This window comes from Streptosporangium sp. NPDC004379, from assembly GCF_042873875.1.
Lineage (GTDB): Bacteria > Actinomycetota > Actinomycetes > Streptosporangiales > Streptosporangiaceae > Streptosporangium.
The window spans coordinates 494503-514151 of the sequence record NZ_JBIAMC010000003.1 but is presented as its reverse complement, the minus strand read 5'-3'; the positions used below and the strand labels follow the sequence as shown (position 1 = coordinate 514151).

At 73.1% G+C, this 19649-nt stretch carries 18 protein-coding genes; 5 read left to right on the top strand and 13 right to left on the bottom strand.

What is annotated here, in order from left to right:
* Positions 1–12: 12 nt before the first annotated feature.
* The 6 genes from ACFYSC_RS09505 to ACFYSC_RS09480 form a co-directional block, all read right to left on the bottom strand.
* The gene (locus ACFYSC_RS09505; protein ID WP_389959009.1) at positions 13–1488 is read right to left on the bottom strand and encodes an aldehyde dehydrogenase (NADP(+)); all 1476 of its coding nucleotides are present in this window, start codon (positions 1486–1488) and stop codon (positions 13–15) included.
* 244 nt (positions 1489–1732) lie between these two features.
* Positions 1733–3322, bottom strand: coding sequence for an acyl-CoA synthetase (locus ACFYSC_RS09500; RefSeq protein ID WP_389959006.1), 1590 nt, complete (start codon positions 3320–3322; stop codon positions 1733–1735).
* An 18-nt stretch (positions 3323–3340) separates the two neighbouring features.
* Positions 3341–4489, bottom strand: a complete 1149-nt coding sequence (locus ACFYSC_RS09495) for a thiolase domain-containing protein (protein ID WP_389959003.1) — start codon at positions 4487–4489, stop codon at positions 3341–3343.
* A 2-nt stretch (positions 4490–4491) separates the two neighbouring features.
* Entirely contained in the window at positions 4492–5511 is a 1020-nt protein-coding gene (locus tag ACFYSC_RS09490; RefSeq protein ID WP_389959001.1) for a lipid-transfer protein, read from the bottom strand.
* Positions 5512–5578: 67 nt separating this feature from the next.
* On the bottom strand, positions 5579–6466 hold the full coding sequence (locus ACFYSC_RS09485) for a Zn-ribbon domain-containing OB-fold protein (RefSeq protein WP_389958998.1): 888 nt from the start codon (positions 6464–6466) through the stop codon (positions 5579–5581).
* A gap of 102 nt (positions 6467–6568) precedes the next feature.
* The gene (locus ACFYSC_RS09480) at positions 6569–8119 is read right to left on the bottom strand and encodes an acyl-CoA synthetase (protein ID WP_389958995.1); all 1551 of its coding nucleotides are present in this window, start codon (positions 8117–8119) and stop codon (positions 6569–6571) included.
* A 178-nt stretch (positions 8120–8297) separates the two neighbouring features.
* Here ACFYSC_RS09480 and ACFYSC_RS09475 point away from each other — a divergent pair, with 178 nt between their 5' ends.
* Positions 8298–9113 (top strand): crotonase/enoyl-CoA hydratase family protein, encoded by an 816-nt coding sequence (locus ACFYSC_RS09475; RefSeq protein WP_389958992.1) that lies wholly within the window; start codon positions 8298–8300, stop codon positions 9111–9113.
* 47 nt (positions 9114–9160) lie between these two features.
* Here the strand turns inward: ACFYSC_RS09475 and ACFYSC_RS09470 are convergent, their stop codons facing one another.
* Both ACFYSC_RS09470 and ACFYSC_RS09465 read right to left on the bottom strand, forming a co-directional pair.
* A complete protein-coding gene (locus ACFYSC_RS09470; RefSeq protein WP_389958989.1) occupies positions 9161–9577 on the bottom strand; it encodes a DNA-binding protein in 417 nt (138 codons plus the stop codon).
* Entirely contained in the window at positions 9553–9864 is a 312-nt protein-coding gene (locus tag ACFYSC_RS09465; protein ID WP_389958986.1) for a hypothetical protein, read from the bottom strand. Before ACFYSC_RS09465 ends, ACFYSC_RS09470 begins: the two co-directional genes overlap by 25 nt.
* Positions 9865–10063: 199 nt before the next feature.
* On the opposite strand from ACFYSC_RS09465, the gene ACFYSC_RS09460 reads away from it, so the two are divergent.
* From ACFYSC_RS09460 to ACFYSC_RS09450, 3 genes are all read left to right on the top strand, one after another.
* On the top strand, positions 10064–11266 hold the full coding sequence (locus ACFYSC_RS09460; RefSeq protein ID WP_389958983.1) for a cysteine desulfurase-like protein: 1203 nt from the start codon (positions 10064–10066) through the stop codon (positions 11264–11266).
* A 140-nt stretch (positions 11267–11406) separates the two neighbouring features.
* A complete protein-coding gene (locus ACFYSC_RS09455; RefSeq protein WP_389958980.1) occupies positions 11407–11712 on the top strand; it encodes a hypothetical protein in 306 nt (101 codons plus the stop codon).
* A complete protein-coding gene (locus tag ACFYSC_RS09450; protein WP_389958977.1) occupies positions 11709–12791 on the top strand; it encodes an NlpC/P60 family protein in 1083 nt (360 codons plus the stop codon). The genes ACFYSC_RS09455 and ACFYSC_RS09450 overlap by 4 nt, the downstream gene beginning before the upstream one ends.
* 15 nt (positions 12792–12806) lie before the next feature.
* Here ACFYSC_RS09450 and ACFYSC_RS09445 read toward each other — a convergent pair whose 3' ends face one another.
* From ACFYSC_RS09445 to ACFYSC_RS09425, 5 genes are all read right to left on the bottom strand, one after another.
* Positions 12807–13928, bottom strand: a complete 1122-nt coding sequence (locus tag ACFYSC_RS09445) for an NAD(P)H-dependent flavin oxidoreductase (protein ID WP_389958975.1) — start codon at positions 13926–13928, stop codon at positions 12807–12809.
* A 95-nt stretch (positions 13929–14023) separates the two neighbouring features.
* On the bottom strand, positions 14024–14770 hold the full coding sequence (locus tag ACFYSC_RS09440; protein WP_389958973.1) for an SDR family NAD(P)-dependent oxidoreductase: 747 nt from the start codon (positions 14768–14770) through the stop codon (positions 14024–14026).
* Positions 14771–14843: 73 nt separating this feature from the next.
* A complete protein-coding gene (locus ACFYSC_RS09435; protein WP_389958970.1) occupies positions 14844–16223 on the bottom strand; it encodes an FAD-binding protein in 1380 nt (459 codons plus the stop codon).
* Complete coding sequence (locus ACFYSC_RS09430) at positions 16220–17131, bottom strand: decaprenyl-phosphate phosphoribosyltransferase (RefSeq protein WP_389958967.1); 912 nt, start codon at positions 17129–17131, stop codon at positions 16220–16222. Before ACFYSC_RS09430 ends, ACFYSC_RS09435 begins: the two co-directional genes overlap by 4 nt.
* A complete protein-coding gene (locus tag ACFYSC_RS09425) occupies positions 17128–18060 on the bottom strand; it encodes a DUF3068 domain-containing protein (RefSeq protein WP_389958964.1) in 933 nt (310 codons plus the stop codon). Before ACFYSC_RS09425 ends, ACFYSC_RS09430 begins: the two co-directional genes overlap by 4 nt.
* Before the next feature lie 117 nt (positions 18061–18177).
* Here ACFYSC_RS09425 and ACFYSC_RS09420 point away from each other — a divergent pair, with 117 nt between their 5' ends.
* Positions 18178–19599: an acyltransferase family protein gene (locus ACFYSC_RS09420; RefSeq protein ID WP_389958962.1), complete on the top strand. Its 1422-nt coding sequence runs from the start codon at positions 18178–18180 to the stop codon at positions 19597–19599.
* Positions 19600–19649 lie beyond the last annotated feature (50 nt).

The following is a 19649-nucleotide window of genomic DNA, read 5'->3' as shown; positions in this document are numbered from 1 at the left end:
CCCGGCCTCGCGTCACCCTCCGGTCCGCAGGACCCCGTCGACCCGGCGCGGGACGCCGAGGGGGTTGTCGTCGCGCAGCTCCGGCGGGAGCAGCTCGGCGGGCCAGTCCTGGTAGGAGACGGGCGTCAGCCAGCGGCGGATCGCGGCGGCGCCGACCGAGGTGTGGGCGGGGGCGGTGCTGGAGGGCCAGGGGCCGCCGTGGTGCATCGCCCAGCTCACCGCGACCCCGGTGGGCCAGCCGTTCCAGATCAGCCTCCCGGCCTTCCCGAGGAGCACCTCGGCGACCTCGCGGGCCTCTCCGGGGTCGCTTCCGTGGACGGTGGCGGTGAGCGCCCCGTCCAGCCGCTCCAGTACGGCGGGCAGCTCGGCGGGGTCGGCGTAGGTGACCACGATCGCAGCGGGGCCGAAGCACTCCTCGGCGATGCCGGGCAGGGCCTCGGCGAACGCCGCCAGATCGACGGTGAACACCTGCGGCGTCACCGCGAACGCGCCCTCGCCGGGCCGTCCCTCGGCGAGGGGGGTGAGCGCGCCCAGCCGCTCCAGCCCGTGCAGGAACCCGCCCCGCATCCGCTCGGTCAGCATCGGTCCGCCCGCGGTGGCGGCGACCGCCTCGGCGACGGACTTCAGCAGCTCGGCGTCGTCGGGCACGAACACCAGGCCCGGATTGGTGCAGAACTGGCCGACGCCCAGGGTGAGCGAGGCGGCGAACCCCGCCGCCAGGCCCTTGCCGTGGTCCTGGGACAGGGCGGAGGGCAGGACGACCACCGGGTTGACGCTGCCCAGCTCGCCGTAGAACGGGATCGGATCGGGCCGCTCGTCGATGAGCGCCTGGATGGCCTTGCCGCCGGGGATCGACCCGGTGAAGCCGACCGCCGCCACCTCGGGGTGCCGCGCCAGGGCCTTGCCGGCGTCCAGCCCCCGGACGAGGCCGAGGAGCGCGGGGTCGGGCAGGGCGCCCTGGATGATCCGGTGGGACAGCTCGGAGGTGCGGGGGTGCCCGTCGTGCGCCTTGACCACCACCGGGCAGCCGGCGGCCAGTGCCGAGGCGGTGTCGCCGCCGGCGACCGAGAACGCGAAGGGGAAGTTGCTCGCCGCGAACACGCCGGCCACGCCGGGCAGCGGGTGGTTCATGCGGCGCAGGTCGGGGGTGGGCGGCTCCGCCTTGGCGTGGTCGATCACCGCCTCGACGTGGGCGCCGTCGCGCAGGACCCGGGCGAAGAGCCGGAACTGCCCGGCGGCCCGGCCGACCTCGCCGCGCAACCGTACCTCGCCGAGGGCGGTCTCGGCGTCGGCGGCCCGCCACAGCTCCTCGATGTTCGCCTCCAGCGCGTCGGCGACCGCTTCGAGCACGACGGCCCTGTCGGCGGCCCGCCAGGCGGGTGCGGCGGCGTGCGCGGCGCGGACGGCGGCGTCCACCTCCTCGTCGGAGGTGAGGGGGAAGGGGTCACCGAAGGACTCGCCGGTCCGGGGGTCATATGAGTGGATCAACGCGGAGCAACCTTTCATCACCGTGAAGCGCCCCCATGGAGGCACACGAGAACCACTCTCTTACGGTAAGCGCTTTCCGCAACAGGGGGTAATATTTTACTGTGCTCATTGCGACGCTGCGCGTCGCAGCTCGGGGGCTCTTACCCGGTGTCTTCCCTCGTCACTCCGCCGCTCCGCGGCTGCGCTCCTCAGTCCAGACACCGGTGCCCCTCGCGGGTCCAGACACCGGCGCCCCCGAGCGGGCTCATGGTGACGTGGCGGACAGGGCGGTCTCCCGGGCCCAGCGGTAGTCGGCCTTGCCCGCCGGGGAGCGGACCATCTTCTCGACGAAGGCGAAGACGCGCGGCACCTTGTAGCCGGACAGCCGGGTACGGCAGTGCGCGGTCAACTCCTCGGCCGAGGGGGCGACGCCCGGCCGGGGCTCGACCACGGCGGCGACCCGCTCGCCCCACCGCTCGTCGGGGACCCCGGCGACCACCGCGTCGAAGACCGCGGGGTGGCCCTTGAGGACCGCCTCGACCTCCTCGGGGAAGACCTTCTCACCGCCGGTGTTGATGCAGGCCGACCCCCGGCCGAAGATCGTCAGGGTGCCGTCCTCCTCGACGGCGGCGATGTCGCCGGTGAGCAGCCAGCGGGTGCCCGCCCGATCGGTGACGAAGGTGCGGCGCGTCTTGTCCTCGTCGCGGTAGTAGCCGAACGCGATCCGGCCGCTCTTGGCGACCGTGCCGAGCTTTCCGGACCCGGGCTCGACCGGCTCCAGGTTCTCGTCGAGCACGGCCAGGCCGGAGCCGTCGTTGACGCGGAACCGCTGCCCCGACTCCGGTGAGGAGCCCGGGACGGCGGAGGCGGTGTAGCCGGACTCGCTGGAGCCGAAGCCGTCCATGATCATCCGGTCCGGCAGCAGCTCGGCCAGCCGATCGCGGACGGCTCCGCTCAGGATGGCGCCGGTGGAGCTGACCACGAACAGCGACGACAGGTCGTGGCCGCCCCGGGCGATCTCCTCGGCCAGCGGGCGGGCCATCGCGTCGCCGGTGATGTTGATCGACACGACGCGCTCCCGCTCGATGGCCCGCAGCACCTCGGCCGGGTCGAACCGGCGGACGTAGACCATGGTGCCGCCCAGCCACCAGGTGATGAAGGTGGCCATCTGGGCCGCGCCGTGCATCAGCGGGGCCGCCGCCATCATGCTGAACGGCCGGCCCGCCACGGCCGCCTCGACGACCTCGCGCGGCGTGGCGCGCGGCTCGCCGTACGGGTTGCCGCCGCCGAAGGCGAAGAACAGGTCCTCGCACCGCCACATCACGCCCTTGGGCATGCCGGTGGTTCCGCCGGTGTAGATGATGTAGACGTCGTCGCCCGATCGCTCCGGGAAGCCGCGCGTGGCCGGCTGCCCGGCCAGCGCCGCCTCGTACGGCACCGCCGTCCCGAGCGAGGAGGGGCCGCCCGCCACGATCAGGTGACCGAGCCGTTCGGCCCGCGGCGCCACGGCCGACACCCGCCCGTCGAACTCCGCGTCGAACAGCAGGGCCACGATGTCGGAGTCGCGGTAGAGGTGCAGCAGCTCCTCCTCGACGTAGCGGTGGTTGACGTTGACCGGCACGGCCCGGATCTTCAGAGCGGCCAGCAGGCCCACGACGTACTCGACGCCGTTGCGGAGCTGGATGCCGACGTGCTCCCCGGCCCGCACGCCCACGGCGAGGAGGTGGTGGGCCAGCCGGTTGGCCTCGGCGTCCAGCCCGGCGTAGGTCATCCGGTCGTCACCGCAGACGACGGCGACCCGGTCCCCGACCGCGTCCGCGAGGCCCTCGAACAGATCCGCGTGGTTGAACTCCATTCGGCCCTCCCGGAGGGGTCAGGGTCTGTCGCTGCCGACCATCCACATCGCGAAGAACTGGGCGCCTCCCCCGTAGGCGTGCCCGAGGGCCCGTCGGACGCCGTCCACCTGGTGCTCACCCGCCATTCCCCTGACCTGGAGCGCCGCCTCGGCGAACCGGATCATCCCGGACGCGCCGATGGGGTTGCTCGACAGCACCCCGCCGGAGGCGTTCCACGGGATGTCGCCGTCCAGGGCGGTGGCGCCGGACTCGGTGAGCTTCCATCCCTCCCCTTCGGGGGCGAACCCGAGGTTCTCCAGCCACATCGGCTCGTACCAGGAGAAGGGCACGTACACCTCGGCCACGTCGATCTCCCGGCGCGGGTCGGTGACCCCCGCCTGCCGGTACACGTCGGCGGCGCAGTCCCGGCCGCCCCGGGGGTTCACGGTGTCGCGGCCCGCCCGGAAGATCGGCTCGGACCGCATGGCCGCGCCCAGGACCCAGGCGGGGACGGAGCCGGTGAGCCGGTCCTCGGCGGCCAGCACCATCGCGCACGCGCCGTCGGAGGACGGGCAGGTCTCCAGGTAGCGGATCGGCTCCCACAGCATCGGCGTCGCCTCGACCATGGCCCGGTCGATGCCGGGGATGCGCAGGTGGGCGTAGGGGTTGCGCAGCGCGTTGCGCCGGTCCTTGACCGCCACCAGCGTGCCGATGTGCTCCGGCGCGCCGGAGCGGCGGATGTACTCGCGGATGTGCGGCGCGAAGTAGCCTCCCGCGCCGACCACCAGCGAGGCGCTGAACGGCAGGTGCGTGGACAGCGCCCAGGTCGCGTTGGACTCCGACTGCTTCTCGAACGCCACCGTGAGCACCCGGCCGTGCACGCCGCCCTGGATGAGCGAGGTCCCGGCCAGCGCGGTGGACCCGCCGACCGAGCCGGCGGTGTGCACCCGCATCATCGGCTTGCCCGCCGCGCCGAGCGCGTCGGCGAGGTACGCCTCCGGCATCATCACGCCCTCGAACAGGTCGGGCGCCTTGCCGATGACGACGGCGTCGATGTCCTTCCAGGTCAGCCCGGCGTCCTCCAGGGCGCGCAACGCCGCCTCGCGGACGAGTCCGGCGAGGGAGACGTCGCGCCGCCGCGTCGTGTACCGCGTCTGGCCGACCCCGATCACCGCGCAACGGTTCATCTTCAGCCCTCCAGCACGGCGACGAGGTTGTGCTGGAGGCAGGGGCCGCCGGCGGCGTGCGCGACGGCGCGGCCGGCCCTTCCCTCCATGACGTGACGGGCGGCCTCGCCGATCCGGATGAGGCCGGTGGCCATGACGGGGTTGGCGGCCAGCGGCCCGCCGCTGGGGTTGACGTCCGTGGCGTCGGGGATGTCCAGCGCCCGGCGCAGCACGATCTCCTCGTGGCTGAACTGGGCGTGCAGTTCGGCCACGTCGGGATGACCCTCGCCGGCCCCCGCCGCTCGCGCGGCATCGGCGGCGGAGGCCGACCGGGCGAGATCTCTCATGCCCGGGTAGTGCGGCTCTATGCGGTGGGCGACGCCCTTTATCCACGCGGGCCGCTCACACAGCTCCCGGGCCAGGTCGCCGGCGGCCAGCACCACCGCGGCGGCGCCGTCGGTGATCGGGGCGATGTCGTACGGCCTCAGCGGCGCGACCTCGAACTCCTCCCCCTCGGGGTCGGGCAGGTCGAGGGCGCAGGGGTTGGCCCGCCCGGCGGCGCGGCTGCGCCGTACGATCTCGTCCAGTTCGGCGCGATCGGCGGACACGGCCGACGCCTGGAGCGCGGCGAGGGACACCTGGTCGAGGCCGAGCGGAGCCAGGTAGTAGGGGTCGAGCTGGAGCGTCATGATCTCCCGCAGGTCGCCCTGGGACGACTTGCCGAAGCCGTAGACGAGGGCGGAGTCGACGTCGCCGTGCTGCAGCCTGGCCCACGCCTCGTACAGCGCCCAGGCGGCGTCCATCTCCACGTGGCTCTCGGAGATCGGCGGCCAGGCGCCGAGCGCGTCCAGCGCGGAGACGAAGGAGAACGGCGCGCCCGCCAGGTAGTCGCACGAGCCCGAGCAGGTGAAGCCGAACCGGCGCAGCCCCGTCGCCCGGCGGACCTCCTCCAGCGGGCCGAGGATCATCTCCGGCTCGCTGCGGCCCTCGTCGACGGCGCTGTGCCGGGTCTGCGCGAACGCCACCACCGCGACCTCGCGCATCACACCCCCTCCCGTACGGCGCCGCCCGCCGCGGGTCCCGCGCCGCGCCCCGTGTGGTCCTCGCGCATCACGTCTCCTCGTCCGGCTCGCCGGTGGGGGCGAACCACCGCACGCTGTCCATGGACGGCCCGCGTTCGGCCTCGGGGACCCACACCGCCCGCACCCGCATGCCCTCCCGCACCTCGTGGGCCGGGACCCCGCCGATCAGGACGATCATGGGGACGTCGGCGCCGTCGAGCCGGACGTAGGCCGACACGAACGGCACCTCGGGGGCGCGCGGGTCCGGGAGGTTGTTGATCGCGAAGGTGGTGACCGTCCCGGTGCCGGGCAGCACGACCTCCTCGGTGACGGCGACGCCGCACTCGGGGCAGGACAGCCGGTAGGGCACGTACACCTTGCCGCAGGAGTCGCAGCGGCTGCCGAGGAAGACGCCCCGGGCGATGCCCTCCAGGAAGCGGGCGAGCGCCAGCCCCGGCGTGACGCTGTACTCCACCCGCACCGGAGCGGTCATCGCGGTGACCTCCGGGACGAAGCACTCGATGTCGGTGACGTGGCCGGTGCGCTCGGCCCGCCAGCGGGGCCGGACCCGCAGGCCGGGACGCATGGCCCGGACGTCGCCCGCGTCCACCGCGTGCAGCAGGGAGGTGTCGGCGCCGTCCAGGCGGATCAGGGCCCAGGCGAACGGCCGGTCCAGGGGGTGGCCGGCGCGCGGGGAGCCCGCCCACGACCAGCTCCCGACCGTCCCGGCCGGACCGACCTCGACGAACTCGTCGGTGACGGCGTCCCCGGTGTCCGGGTCGTACTCCAGCGGCGGCACCAGCGTCCGGCCCGTCGCGGTGCGGACGCCGACGAGGCGGCGGTCGCGCAGCTCGGTGAGGAACCGGCCGATCACCGGCCCGGTCGTCCGGGTGTAACCGCCGGGGAACTCCAGCACGTGCCGCGTCCGCGGGATCATCGGCGCCTCCCGTTCCGGGGCCGGACGGCGGTCCAGGGCCGGACGGCGGTCCAGGACCATGCGGTGGTCCGTGGCCGTGTCCACGCGGCGCGGCCGGGTCGTTCAGATGGCACGGTCGCGCCCCTCCCAGTACGGGTCCCGCAGCCTGCGTTTGAGGAGCTTGCCGTTGGGCTCGCGCGGCATCTCCGCGATGAAGTCCACCGACTTCGGCCACTTCATGGTGGACAACCGGCCCCGGAGCGACTCGACGAGCTCGGCTGCCAGCTCGGGTGAGGGCTCGACGCCGGGTGCGGGCTCGACCACGGCCTTGATCTGCTCGCCCCACTCCTCGTCCGGGACGCCGAACACGGCCACGTCGGCGACCTTGGGGTGGACCATCAGCTCGTTCTCGATCTCGGCCGGGTAGATGTTGGCCCCACCGGAGATGATCAGGTCCGCCTTCCGGTCGCAGAGGAACAGGAAGCCGTCCCCGTCGAGGTAGCCGATGTCGCCGACGGTGAAGAAGCCGTCGAGGCGGCCGGCGTCGGTCTTGGCCCGGTCGCCCTTGTACTCGAAGTCCGCGCCGGCCATCTTCATGTAGACCGTGCCGGGAGTGCCGGGCGGGACGGGCCGCAGGTCGTCGTCCACGACGAGCAGCTCGCTGATCGGCCAGGGCCGCCCGACGGTGCCGGGGTGCTTCTTCCAGTCCTCGGGGGTCGCGATCGTGCCGCCGCCCTCGGTGGCCGCGTAGTACTCGTAGACGCAGTCGCCCCACCAGTCGAGCATCGCCCGCTTGACCGGTACCGGGCAGGGCGCGGCGGCGTGGATCATCCACCGCAGCGACGACAGGTCGTAGGCGCCCCTGACCTCCTCGGGCAGCGAGAGCAGGCGCTTGAAGTGGGTGGGGACCATGTGCGAGCTGGTCACCCGGTGCCGCTCGCAGAGCCGGAGCATCTCCTCGGCGTCCCAGCGGTCCATGAAGACGAGCGTGTGACCCATGTGCAGGGCGGAGCCGCCGAACTGGGTGACCGCGGTGTGGTAGCCCGGCGAGGTGACCAGGTGGACGTTCCCGCCGCCCGGGGTCATGCCGAACATCGCGAGCAGGAACGTCATCAGCTCGGCCCCGTCGTCGGGGTCCAGGCCGCTCAGCGGCCGGCGGACGCCCTTGGGCCGGCCGGTGGTGCCGGAGGTGTAGTGCATGGTGGCGCCCGCCGTACGGGCGGCCGGGGTGGTGGCGGGATGCCCGGCGACCAGTTCGGCGACCGGGCGCGCGCCCGGCACGTCCCCCAGGGCGAAGACCCGGGACGGGTCGATCCCCGACGCGGCCGCCCCGCGCGTGCCCTCGGCGGCGAAGCGCTCGTGGACGAAGAACGCGCGGGCCTCGCTGTCGGCGACGATGTGGCCGATCTCCGGGCCGGTGAGGTGCCAGTTGACCGGCGTGTAATACCACCCGGCCTGCAGCGCCGCGAGGTAGAGCACGAGCCCGTCCGCGCCGTTGGGCGCCAGGCCGCACAGTCCGTCCCCGGTCTTCATCCCCAGGTCCCGCAGCGCGTGCACGAGGCGGTCGGCGCGGGCGAGCAGGTCGCCGGCGCGGTGCGGGGTGCCGTCGGGGTCCACGGCCGCGATCCAGTCGGGATCGGCCTGCGCCAGTCTCCAGAAGCCGAGCGTGCCCATCACAGATCCTTCCCGACAATGCGAAAGGGCCCGACCGCCAAAGTGAATCACGTTCTCGTTATTGATGAAACCTCTGGTGATACGGGGAAGATGGAACGAGAATCTGTTCTCACAAGCATGGGCAGGGTAACCCGCCCGACCTGACCGAGCAAGCGCTTGACAGTAGACCGGAGGCCCCGTGGAACTCCTGCCGATCAGCACGCCGCACTGCCGGGTCGAGCGCGACGGCCACGTCGTCGTGGTGACCATGGACCGGCCGGAGGCCCGCAACGCCCTGTCGACGGACATGCTGGTCGGCATGGCCGACGCCTGGGCCTACGTCTCGGCCGAGCCGGACGTCCGCGTCGCCGTGCTGACCGGCGCGGGCGGGACGTTCTGCGCGGGCGCCGACCTCAAGGCCATGGGCGCCCCCTCGGAGGACCCCCGGGTGCGGGAGCGGGCCGCGAAGATCCCCGACGTCCACTGGAAGGGCCTGCTGCGCGACCCCGGCGCCCTGCCGTCGAAGCCGGTCGTCTGCGCGGTCGAGGGGTACGCCGTGGCCGGCGGCACCGAGCTGCTCGTCGGCACCGACCTGCGGGTGGCCGCCGAGTCCGCCGTCCTCGGCCTGTTCGAGGCCCGCCGCGCGCTGTTCCCGATGGGGGGCTCCGCCGTACGGCTGCCGCGGCAGATCCCCTACGCCTTCGCCATGGACCTGCTGCTGACCGGCCGGTCCGTCACGGCGCGGGAGGCCCTGGAGATGGGGCTGGTCAACCGGGTCGTCCCGGACGGCAAGGCGCTGGAGGAGGCCCTGGAGCTCGCCGGCCGGGTCGCCGAGTGCGGGCCGCTGGCCGTACAGGCCATCCTGCGCACCCACCGCGAGACCCTGGGCATGCCCGAGGCCGAGGCGCTGGCGGTCGCCGACGCCATCGGCTGGCCGGTGATCGGCTCCGAGGACGCCAAGGAGGGCGCCCGCGCCTTCCGCGAGAAGCGCCCCGCGGTCTACCACGGCAGATGAGCATCGCCGGCACCCCGGCTCGCCCTCCGCCGGGGCGCCGGTAGACCTCAGACGCCGACGACCCTGACGGTCTTGCCGCAGAGCTTGTACATGTCGTCCTCGTCGGAGGTGAGGACGATCACCGGTCTGACGGCTTCCAACGCCGTCGCGGCCACCACTGCGTCGATGGCGTACTTGTGACCGTGCAGGCGGGCATCGCGAAGGAGGCCGATCGCCCGCGAACAAATCTCCTCGGTGACCGGCTCGACCTTCAACCGGGACAGGTGCCACCGGAGGCGGCCGCCTTTCACGCGGACGTCCTGAGCCTCGATCGGGGTCATAGCGCTGACCACGACTCGGAAGTCGTTGTCCTGGGCCTCACGCACGATCGCGGTCACTTTCGGGTCGGCGGCGCACCACCTGACGAGCCCCTCGCAGTCGAGGACGACGGTGCCGGCGCTCAGCCTGCTTCGTGCGCGCGCCATCCGCCCTCTTCCTGAAGCTCGGGCGCGGACTTCACCTCGCGGAACAGCTCGGCGGCCTCGTCGCGCAGCGCCTGCGGGATCGGCCCGGAAACCGTCTCGTTCTCCTGGAGCGCCTCCTCCAGAAGATCCCGCTCGATCTGCCGCTCGACTGCGGCGTCCACATAGGCCGAGAACCCTCGTGCTCCGACACGTTCCCTGACGGCTCGAATGTTGCCGGCACGCAGGGAGACACTGACCTTGGCCGCCGGGCCGTCCCCGGGGGCGAACCGTTGTTCAGACCCTTTCATCCATCCAGTTTACTACTTGAAGTAGCAATCGGAAGGTCTCTTCATGGTGGACGGCACGGCTTTCCGGCGACCGGCCTCGCGCACATCCCCGGACGATGATCCTCCGGATCGTTCTTGGGATCAGACGATTGAGCCCTTCGGGGGAGAAATGCTGATAATCGGGGAGCTGAACCAGGGACATTCGTCTTCAGGAGGCTTCATGACGTACGACGTGGCGACTGTGCGGGCGCACTTTCCGGCGCTGGAGGAGGGGGCCGCGCACTTCGACGGCCCCGGCGGCTCACAGGTCCCCGACGTGGTCGCGGACGCCGTGGCGGGCACGCTGCGCGCGGCGGTGTCCAACCGGGGCGTCATGACCGCCGCCGAACGCCGCGCCGACGGGATCGTGACCGGGGCGCGGCAGGCCATGGCCGACCTGCTCGCGGCCGACCCGGCGGGCATCGTGTTCGGGCGCAGCATGACGCAGCTGACCTACGACATGGCCCGCGCGCTGGCCAAGGAGTGGGGTCCGGGCGACGAGGTCGTGGTCACCACGCTGGACCACGACGCGAACATCCGGCCGTGGGTGCAGGCGGCCGAGGCGCGCGGGGCCACGGTGCGCCGCGCCGACTTCGACCCGGCCACCGGCGAGCTGCCCGTCGGGGCCGTCACGGGCCTGCTCACCGGGCGCACCCGGCTGGTCGCCGTCACCGCCGCATCCAACCTGCTGGGCACCCGGCCGGACGTCCCGGCGATCGCGGAGGCGGTGCACGCGGCCGGGGCGCTGCTCTACGTCGACGGCGTGCACCTGACCCCGCACGCCCTGGTCGACATGGGGGCGCTCGGCGCCGACTTCTACGCCTGCTCGCCGTACAAGTTCCTAGGACCGCACCTGGGGGTGCTCGCCGCCGATCCCGCGCTGCTGGAGACCGTGCACCCCGACAAGCTGCTGCCCTCGTCCGACGCCGTACCCGAGCGGTTCGAGGTGGGCACGCTGCCCTACGAACTGCTCGCCGGCACGACGGCGGCGGTCGACTTCCTCGCGGGCCTGGTTCCGGGGAGCGGGAGCCGGCGCGAGCGGCTGGCCGCCTCGATGGGCGCGCTGGAGGAGCACGAGCGGGCCATGCTCGACCGGCTCGACGCGGGTCTGACCGGCATCCCGGGCGTCACCCTGTACGGCGCGGCGGGACGCAGGCGCACCCCGACGACGCTGTTCTCCCCGGGCGGCGTCACCCCGGCCGACGCCTACCGGCTGCTGGCCGAGCGCGGGGTCAACGCGCCTGCCAGCAGCTTCTACGCGCTGGAGTGCTCGCGGAGGCTGGGACTCGGCGACGCGGGCGCGGTCCGGGCGGGGATCGCGCCGTACACCGACGAGTCCGACGTGGACCGGCTGGTGAAGGGCGTCCGCGAACTCGCCGGCTGATCCCATGCCCGAAAAACCCGGAAATTTGAGCCGTTTCTTATATGATCCTTTTCGGTAGCTTTGGCAGGTGATTTCGCACGAGCAGCCGGCCGACCCCCCACGAGCGGCCGGTTCCGGGGCGGCGGCGAAAGGACCCGATCGTGGCGACGGACATCGAGTGGAGCCGCCAGGCACTCCTCGAACTCGGCCGGCTGGCACACCGGCGGGGACGCGAGCTGACGGACGCCCGCGAGGGCTTCCCCGCCGAGGTGGGCGCCTCCCTCTTCGGCACGCTGAAGGGCGGCGCGGAGCTGGCCGCCACGGCGGGCCGGGTGGAGAAGCACGTGGACGCCGACGTCCGCGCCGGGAAGAACCGCCTCGACGACGTGGAGCGGGCCCTGGACAACGTCGAGCGGAACATCCGGAAGACCGAGCCGGGCCACGGGAAGGGCACACGCGCGGTATGACCGACATGGGAGCCGTGCGAAGCCTGGGCGGGGAGCGGCTGGTCGCGCTGGCGGCCAAGGCGGACGGGAACCCCGGGGAGATCCGCGCGATCGCGAAACGCTGGCGGGACGCCGCCACCAAGAGCGCCGAGCCGTTCGACGACCTGGACGGGGCGATCCGCCGGAAGGTGTACGGAGCCTGGCACGGCGACTCGGCCGACGCGTTCGTGCGGTACATGCGGGCCTATCCCGAGGCGGGCAACGAGCTGCGCGACACGCTCCGCGACTGCGCCAACGCCCTCGACGACGCCGCCGACGCCGTGCACACGGCCAAGAGCAAGATCGACGAGGTCTGCTCCGCCCTCCTCGACTGGCACCGCGGCAACCCGCGCGCCACCAAGGAGCAGATCAGCACGGCGGTCGGCCGGTCCGTCACCAGCGCCGAGGGACACGTGACCACGGCCGAGACCGCGCTCTCCACCGCCAAGGGCAAGATAGACGGGTACCTCCGCGACCTCTCCTCGACGTTCGGCAAGATCGCGGCCCCGGCGGGGCAGGAGTTCGCGCCCAAGGACGGCAGCGTCGACGGGTGGATACCGGCGGACCGCACCCCCGTCCGCACCACCTCGCTCGCCTCGGCGACCGGCGCCCCGCCCGGCGGCGCGCCCTGGTCACCCGGCGGCGGCGGGGGCGGCGGAGGCGGCGTCGCCACCGCGGACGCCCTGCCGTACGTGACGGGTTCGGGGACCGGGGCCGACATCGTGTCCGCCGTACGGACCCACCTCGGCAAGCCGTACGTCTGGGGCGCCAACGGCCCCCGCGCCTTCGACTGCTCCGGGCTCGTGTACTACTGCCTGAACCAGGCCGGGATCAAGATCGGCGACACCACGGCCGAGGGCTACCGGGTGAGCGGGAAACCGGCCACGCTCCCGCTCCAGCCCGGGGACGTGATCACCTTCGGCAACCCCGCCACGCACTGCGGCATCTACATCGGCGACGGCAAGATGATCCACGCCCCGCACACCGGGACGGTGGTCCAGGAGGCCAGGGTGGCCGACGTGGCGGGATCGAGGGCCGTCACCTACCGCCGCTTCACCTGACGGCGGGCGGGTCCCCTACCCGTCGCCCGACAGGCGGCCCAGGCGCTCGACGGCCTCGATGTACTCCTCGACCATCGTGAAGACCACCTCCTTGGCGGACCGCACCTGGTTCATCGCCCCGATGATCTGTCCCGCGGGGAAGGTCGCCAGTTCCGCGGCGTCGGACCGGCCGATCCTGCGCAGGGCGTCGGAGACCAGCATGAACTGCAGCGGCATCGGCAGCGTGCCGGGCGAGCCCTCGGCCTCCCACGCCTCGGTCCACTCGTTGCGCAGCAGGCGCGCGGGCTTGCCCGTCCACGAGCGCGAGCGGACGGTGTCGCGGGAGGTGGCCGCGAGGATGCGCCGCCGGGCCGGCTCGGGGGTGTCGGCCTCCTCCACGGCCAGCCAGACGGAGCCGGTCCACACCCCCTCGGCTCCGAGCGCCATGCCTGCCGCCATCTGCCGGCCGTTCCCGATGCCCCCGGCGGCCAGTACGGGCACGTCCACGGCGTCCACGACCTGCGGTATCAGCACCATGGTGGAGATGTCGCCGGTGTGCCCGCCCGCCTCGGTGCCCTGGGCGACGACGATGTCCACGCCCACCTCGACCTGCTTGACCGCGTGCCGGGGCGTGGAGGCCAGCGCCGCCACCCGCACCCCCCGCGCGTGCGCCGCCTCGACGACGTCGGCGGGCGGCGGCCCGAGGGCGTTGGCCAGCAGGGCGATCGGGTGCCGCAGCGCCACCTCGACCTGCGGCCGGGCGGTGGCGTCGGTCCAGCCGAGCAGGACCTTCCCCGCGCCCGCCTCGGAGTCGGGCAGTTCGGCCACGCCGTGCGCGGCGAGCAGGCCGTCGACGAAGCGGCGGTGCCCCTCGGGGATCATCCCCTGCAGCCGCGCCACCAGGTCCTCGGGCGAGTCGACGTCGAGGCCGGCGCCCTCGTAGGAGGCCGGCATGACGACGTCGACCCCGTACGGCCGGCCGCCGGCGTGCTCGTCGATCCAGGCGAGCTCGACCTCCAGCTCCTCCGGGGTGAAGTAGAGGGCGCCGAGCACGCCCATCCCGCCGGCGCGGCTGACCGCGGCGACGACGTCCCTGCAGTGGCTGAACGCGAAGATCGGGAATTCGATGCCGAGCATGTCCGTGACGCGTGTCCGCATGCGCCCACGGTACGACCGGCCCCGAATGACTGCAACGTGTTCTAGCTACGTAATTCCCTCCGCAGCGGGAACAGGAGATGAGAAGGGAACAGGTTTCAGCGTGGCATTCTGCGCCAGATCGCGCGCGGCAGCACGCGCATCACCGCGAACACCCACCGCAGCCGCCCGGGGACCCACACCGTCTCGGCCCCCGAGCGCAGGCCCGCGACCACAGCGTCGGCCACCTCGCCCGGGGTGGACGACATCGGCGCCGGGGACATGCCCTCGGTCATCCGGCCGACGACGAACCCGGGCCGGACCACCATCACCCGGGCCCCGGAGCCGTGCAGGGCGTCGCCCAGGCCCTGCGCGAAGCCGTCCAGGCCCGCCTTGGCCGAGCCGTACACGAAGTTGGCCCGCCGTACCCGCACCCCAGCCACCGAGGACAGGACGACCAGCGTGCCGTGCCCCTGCTCGCGTAGCCGCCGGGCGGCGGACAGCCCGGCCGAGACGTGCCCGCCGTAGTTGACCGCGACCGCCCCGGCGGCGGCCACCGGGTCGGCGTCGTAGACCGCCTGGCTGCCCAGGACGCCGAAGGCGGGGATCACCACGTCGAGGTCGCCGACCAGCTTCGCGGCCGTCTCGATCACCTCGCCGTGCGTCTCCGGGCGGGCGGCGTCGAAGTCGACCAGGTGCACCTCGGCGTCGCCGATGACGGGGGGCGTCCCCCCGGCGATGCCGCGGGCGGCGAGCACGACCCGGCGGGCGCCGTCGCGGACCAGCCGCTCGACGATCGCCAGCCCGATCTCGCTGCGCCCGCCGAGCAGCAGCACGGTGTCCACCGACCCCAGCGCGTTCCTCACGGAATGAGCCTCCTTCTCTCGGGACCCGGGCCCACCGGCCCCGGACGACCGGCCGCCCGTACGGCGCCGGCCCTCACAGCAGCAGTCTGCGGGCCAGGTCGGAGCGGAACACCCCGTCCGGGTCCACCTCTTCGCGGACCCCGCGCCACTCTCCCAGCCGCGGGTACATCGCCGCCACCGTCGCGGCCGACGCCCGGGAGTCCTTGGCGAGGTAGATCCGGCCGCCCGCCTCGGCCACCTGGTCGTCGAACCCGCGCAGCAACCGGGCCAGGCCCCGCCGCCCCGCCGGGATGTCCAGGGCGAGCGTCCAGCCGGGGACCGGGAACGACAGCATCCCCGGCGTGCCCGGCCCGAACCGCTTGAGCACGGTCAGGAAGGACACCACGCCCTCGGCGGACAGCCGGGCGACGATCCGCCGCAGCGTCGCCTCCTGCCCGAACGGCACCGCGAACTGGTACTGCACGAACCCGCGCGAGCCGTAGACCCGGTTCCAGCCGTCCACCCCGTCGAGGGGGTGGAAGAAGGGCGCGATGCCCTGGATGAGGCCGGTCGCCGGGCGCGACTTCGCGTACCACGCCTCGTTGAACGCCCGCACGGTCAGCGGGTTCAGCAGGCCGTTGGGCGCCCAGGGCGGGGCCTTGAGCACCGGGCCGGGGCCGAACGCCAGCGGGTCGGCGCCGCGCGGCAGCTCGTCGCGGGACGCGTGGTCGCCCCGGGTGAGGACGCTGCGGCCCATCCGGCCGCCGCGGGCGAGCAGGTCGATCCAGGCGACCGTGTAGCGGTAGCGGTCGTCGGTGGCGGCCATCGTCTCCAGCGTCTGGTCCAGGTCGCGGGTCCGCTCGACGTCCACCCGGACGCGGGAGGTCTCGATCGGCACGCACCGGAAGACCGCCTCGGTGATCACGCCGGTGAGCCCCATCCCGCCGACCGTGGCCCAGAACAGGTCACCGTCCGGCACCGCCCCGCCGCCACCGGAGCCGGCCGCACGGTCGCCCCGGTCTCCGTCCGGGGTGACCGTGCGGGTCTCGCCCGAGGCGGTGACCAGGGTGAGGGAGCGCAGGTGGGCGCCGAAGGAGGAGTCGACGTGGTGGTTCTTGCCGTGCACGTCGGCCGCCACCGCGCCGCCGACGGTCACGTGCCGGGTCCCCGGGGTGACCGGCACGAACCAGCCCCGCGGCACCAGCGCGGTCATCAGGTCGTGCAGGCTCACCCCCGCGCCCGCGGTGACCAGGCCCGTGTCCTCGTCGATGGACCACGTGTCGAGCCCGGTGCAGTCGCAGACCAGCCCCCCGGCGTTCTGCGCGGCGTCGCCGTAGGAGCGGCCGAGCCCCCGGGCGGCGACGCCGCGGCCGGGGGCCCGCCGTACCAGCTCGGCGACCTCCTCGGCGGAGCGGGGGCGGGCCAGGCGTGCCGGGGTCGGCGCGGTACGGCCCCAGCCGGTGAGAAAGGTCATGAAAGGTAGATTCCCACGAGCAGAGGCACGAGCAGCAGTCCGGTGAAGAGGAGCAGGGGCCGGTCACGCAGCACGAGCTCCTCGGGCTCCTCGCCCACCCCACGGTCCACCAGCAGGTTGTGCCGCAGGACGATGAGCACGAACGGCACGATGCTGATCGCGTGGAAGGGGCCGGGGTGCCGCTCGTTCAGCGCCCACAGGCAGTAGGTCACGATCATCGCGCCCGAGGACATCGCCCGGACCCCGGCGAGGTAGCTGGGTGTGTAGGCCGACAGGGCCCGCCGGGCGGAGTCGCCGGAGGCGCGCAGCTCGGCCTCGCGTTTGCCCGTCACGAGCAGCAGCGAGCCGAGCGAGACGACCACCAGGAACCAGCTCGTCACCGGCACGTCCACGGCGACCGCTCCGGCGAGGGCGCGGACCACGTGGCAGCCGGCGACCGCGACCAGGTCCACCACGGCCTGGTGCTTGAGCCAGAAGGTGTAGGCGAAGGTCAGCGCCAGGTATCCGGCGACGACGGCGGGCAGCCGCCAGTCGCCGGTCAGCGCGGCCAGCGCCGGGCCCAGCAGCAGCAGGACGACCCCGACGATCCGCGCGAGCCGTACGGTGACCAGCCCCGCCGCGATCGGACGGCGGCGCTTGCGCGGATGGCGGCGGTCGGCCTCGACGTCGGCGGCGTCGTTGAGCAGGTAGGCGCCGCTCGCGGCCAGGCAGAACGCGCCGAAGGCGATCGCCGTGCCCAGCAGGCCCCGGGGGGTGGTCAGCACCCCCGCCGCCGCGGGGGCCGCGAAGACGAGGGCGTTCTTCAGCCACTGGCGGGGCCGGCAGGCCCGCAGCAGCGCCACGGGCGAGAACCTCGAGGAGGCGGGCGGGTCCGCCGGCGGCCGCGCGACGGCCGTCTCCTCGTTCACCAGGTCGGTTCCCGCCGCCTGCGGCCGGCGATGACCATGAGGATCCCGGCGACCAGCATGACGACGCCCACGATCAGCAGGACCAGCGGGATGGTGACCTTCAGCAGGGTGATCTGGCTCTTGCCGTCCAGGGCCTTGCTCACCAGGGCGTCGACCGTCTTGGGGGTCATCCTCGCCGTCGCGTCGAAGGCGGTGATGGTGTGGGCGCCGTCCTGGGTGGTGAGGACCTCGTGGCGCTCCTGCTCCTGCCTCACCGGCGAGCCGGTCGTGGGCTCGACCCAGAAGGTGTTCCGGCCGCTGTAGTACCGGTCGACCTCGATGTCGCCGGTCGTGTCCGTCACCCCCATGATCGAGGCGGGGACGGTGCGGGTCTCGGTCTTCGTCTTCGGGACGTCCTGCTCGAACCGGTAGGCGCGCACCCCGTTGACGTTCTCCTCACCGACGAAGCGGGCGTCGAACGCCTTGCCGGCGGTGGCGTTGAAGACCCGGTAGGTCTTCTTCTGCACGTCGAAGGGGAACAGGTAGACCTGCCCCTCCAGCTTCACCGGCTTCTTGTCGATGTTGGCGGCGCAGCAGTCGACGGCCTCGCCGGTGTACTTGTTGAAGGCGCTGCGGCGGGGGACGAGCGAGATCAGCGGGTTGTCGTTGGTCACGTCGTTGACCGCCATGACCTCGTCCCAGACCACCCGGTCGCCCTGGGCCTGGGAGACGTCCCCCCGCGTGGTCACGGTGATGTCGGCGTCGCCGGTCATCACCTTGAGGTCCCCGGCGCTGAAGTACCGCGCGCCCGGGGCGGTCAGCTCGCTGATCCCGTAGTAGTCGGCCGGGGCGGCGATCAGCTTCGGTCCGACCTGGAACCGCACGAGCGGCGCCAGCACGATGAGGAACGCCCCCAATGCTATGAGGACTAGTCCGACGGTCCGGCGCATCTGGCCTCCTGGGGGTCCCGACCTGGGAGAATTAGGGGGATATATCTGGATTAACGAGGCTACTGGCCAGTATGTTAGTTGCCGAGAGTGACCGTCGTCACGTAGGGATGCGGAAAAGTGACCGAAACAGGTTCTGCCACGGAGGCCCTCTCCGGCCCGGATCCCGCGACCCCCCGCAAAACTACCCCCGAACTGCGCCTCCCGGACCCAGGGGACATCCCGGAACCCGCCATACCGGCCGCTGGAAACGCGCCCGCGACGCCGTCCGGGCCGCCGTCCGGGACCGGGCGGGCGACGCTCACCGAGGACGGCCCGGCGACGCCCTCCGGCGACGGGCCCGCGACGCTCACCGGGGACGGCCGGCTCGACACCCTCGACGGCGTGCGCGCCGTCGCCGCGTTCGCCGTCCTCGTCTTCCACGTGGCGACCGAGAGCGGGGCCGCGCTCGCGCCCGGCTTCGGCGGCGCGCTGCTCTCCCGGGGCGACGTGGCCGTGCCGATCTTCTTCGCGCTCTCCGGGCTGCTGCTCTACCGGCCCTTCGCGGCGTCGCTGCTGGCCGGGGAGGCGCCCGTCCACGTGCGGTCCTACCTGTGGAAGCGCGCCCTGCGGATCCTGCCCGCCTACTGGCTGGCGGTCGCCGCCGCCCTGCTCCTGTGGTCGCGCGACCACCTGTCGGACGGCTGGACCTGGCTGAAGCTGCTGACCCTCACCCAGAACTACGACACCCACCCCTGGTGGTTCGGCCTGGGCCCCAAGGGCCTCGCCCAGATGTGGAGCCTGTCGGTGGAGGCGGCCTTCTACGTCGCCCTCCCGCTGCTGGCGGCCGGGCTCGCGGCCTTCGCCCGGCGCGGCGGCCCGGACACGGACGTCCGGGCCCGGCGGCTGCTGACCGGGCTGGCCGTGCTGGGGGCGGTGTCGCTGGTCTGGACCCTGCTGACCTACTACCCGGAGTACCGCCCCTACCTGAACTCCTGGGCGCCCCGGTCGGCGATCTTCTTCGCTGCCGGGATGGCCCTGGCCGTCGTGCTGGCCTGGGACCGGGCCGACCCCGCCGGAGACTCTCCCGCGAGCCGGTTCCGGCGGGCGGCCTCCGCCTCCCCCGGCTCGTGGTGGCTGGTCGCCGCGCTGGCCTACGCGCTCGCGGCCTCCCCGGTGACCGGCACCCGCTTCCTCGGCATCGACGGCTTCTGGTCGGGCCTGTTCGAGATCGTCCTCTACACGGTCGTCGCCGCGTGCCTGCTCGTCCCGGCCACCCTGCCGCCCCCCGGCGACTCCCCGGTCCGGCTGCTGCTCGGCAACCGGGTCATGGCCTACCTCGGCCGGATCTCCTACGGGGTGTTCCTCTGGCAGTTCGTGGCCATCCATCTCTGGTACGGCTTCACCGGGCAGCCGTCGTTCACCGGCGGCTTCCTCGCCAACCTCGTCCCCATCGCGGCCATCACCCTCGCGCTGGCCGCCCTGACCCACCGCTTCATCGAACGCCCCGCCTACCGGCTGGCCCATCTCGGACGAGGAGAAGGCCGAAAGCCGATGCGATGACACATCGCGATGTATATTTGATGCATATCTAGGCATACAAGGGAGACGCG

Bases quoted from the DNA above. Each gene is read 5' to 3' on its own strand.
- ACFYSC_RS09435 (WP_389958970.1), bottom strand. From the start codon at position 16,223: ATGACCTTTCTCACCGGCTGGGGCCGTACCGCGCCGACCCCGGCACGC.
- ACFYSC_RS09425 (WP_389958964.1), bottom strand. From the start codon at position 18,060: ATGCGCCGGACCGTCGGACTAGTCCTCATAGCATTGGGGGCGTTCCTC.
- ACFYSC_RS09480 (WP_389958995.1), bottom strand. From the start codon at position 8,119: ATGGGCACGCTCGGCTTCTGGAGACTGGCGCAGGCCGATCCCGACTGG.
- ACFYSC_RS09460 (WP_389958983.1), top strand. From the start codon at position 10,064: ATGACGTACGACGTGGCGACTGTGCGGGCGCACTTTCCGGCGCTGGAG.
- ACFYSC_RS09450 (WP_389958977.1), top strand. From the start codon at position 11,709: ATGACCGACATGGGAGCCGTGCGAAGCCTGGGCGGGGAGCGGCTGGTC.
- ACFYSC_RS09465 (WP_389958986.1), bottom strand. From the start codon at position 9,864: ATGAAAGGGTCTGAACAACGGTTCGCCCCCGGGGACGGCCCGGCGGCC.
- ACFYSC_RS09490 (WP_389959001.1), bottom strand. From the start codon at position 5,511: ATGCGCGAGGTCGCGGTGGTGGCGTTCGCGCAGACCCGGCACAGCGCC.
- ACFYSC_RS09470 (WP_389958989.1), bottom strand. From the start codon at position 9,577: ATGGCGCGCGCACGAAGCAGGCTGAGCGCCGGCACCGTCGTCCTCGAC.
- ACFYSC_RS09445 (WP_389958975.1), bottom strand. From the start codon at position 13,928: ATGCGGACACGCGTCACGGACATGCTCGGCATCGAATTCCCGATCTTC.
- ACFYSC_RS09485 (WP_389958998.1), bottom strand. From the start codon at position 6,466: ATGATCCCGCGGACGCGGCACGTGCTGGAGTTCCCCGGCGGTTACACC.
- ACFYSC_RS09500 (WP_389959006.1), bottom strand. From the start codon at position 3,322: ATGGAGTTCAACCACGCGGATCTGTTCGAGGGCCTCGCGGACGCGGTC.
- ACFYSC_RS09495 (WP_389959003.1), bottom strand. From the start codon at position 4,489: ATGAACCGTTGCGCGGTGATCGGGGTCGGCCAGACGCGGTACACGACG.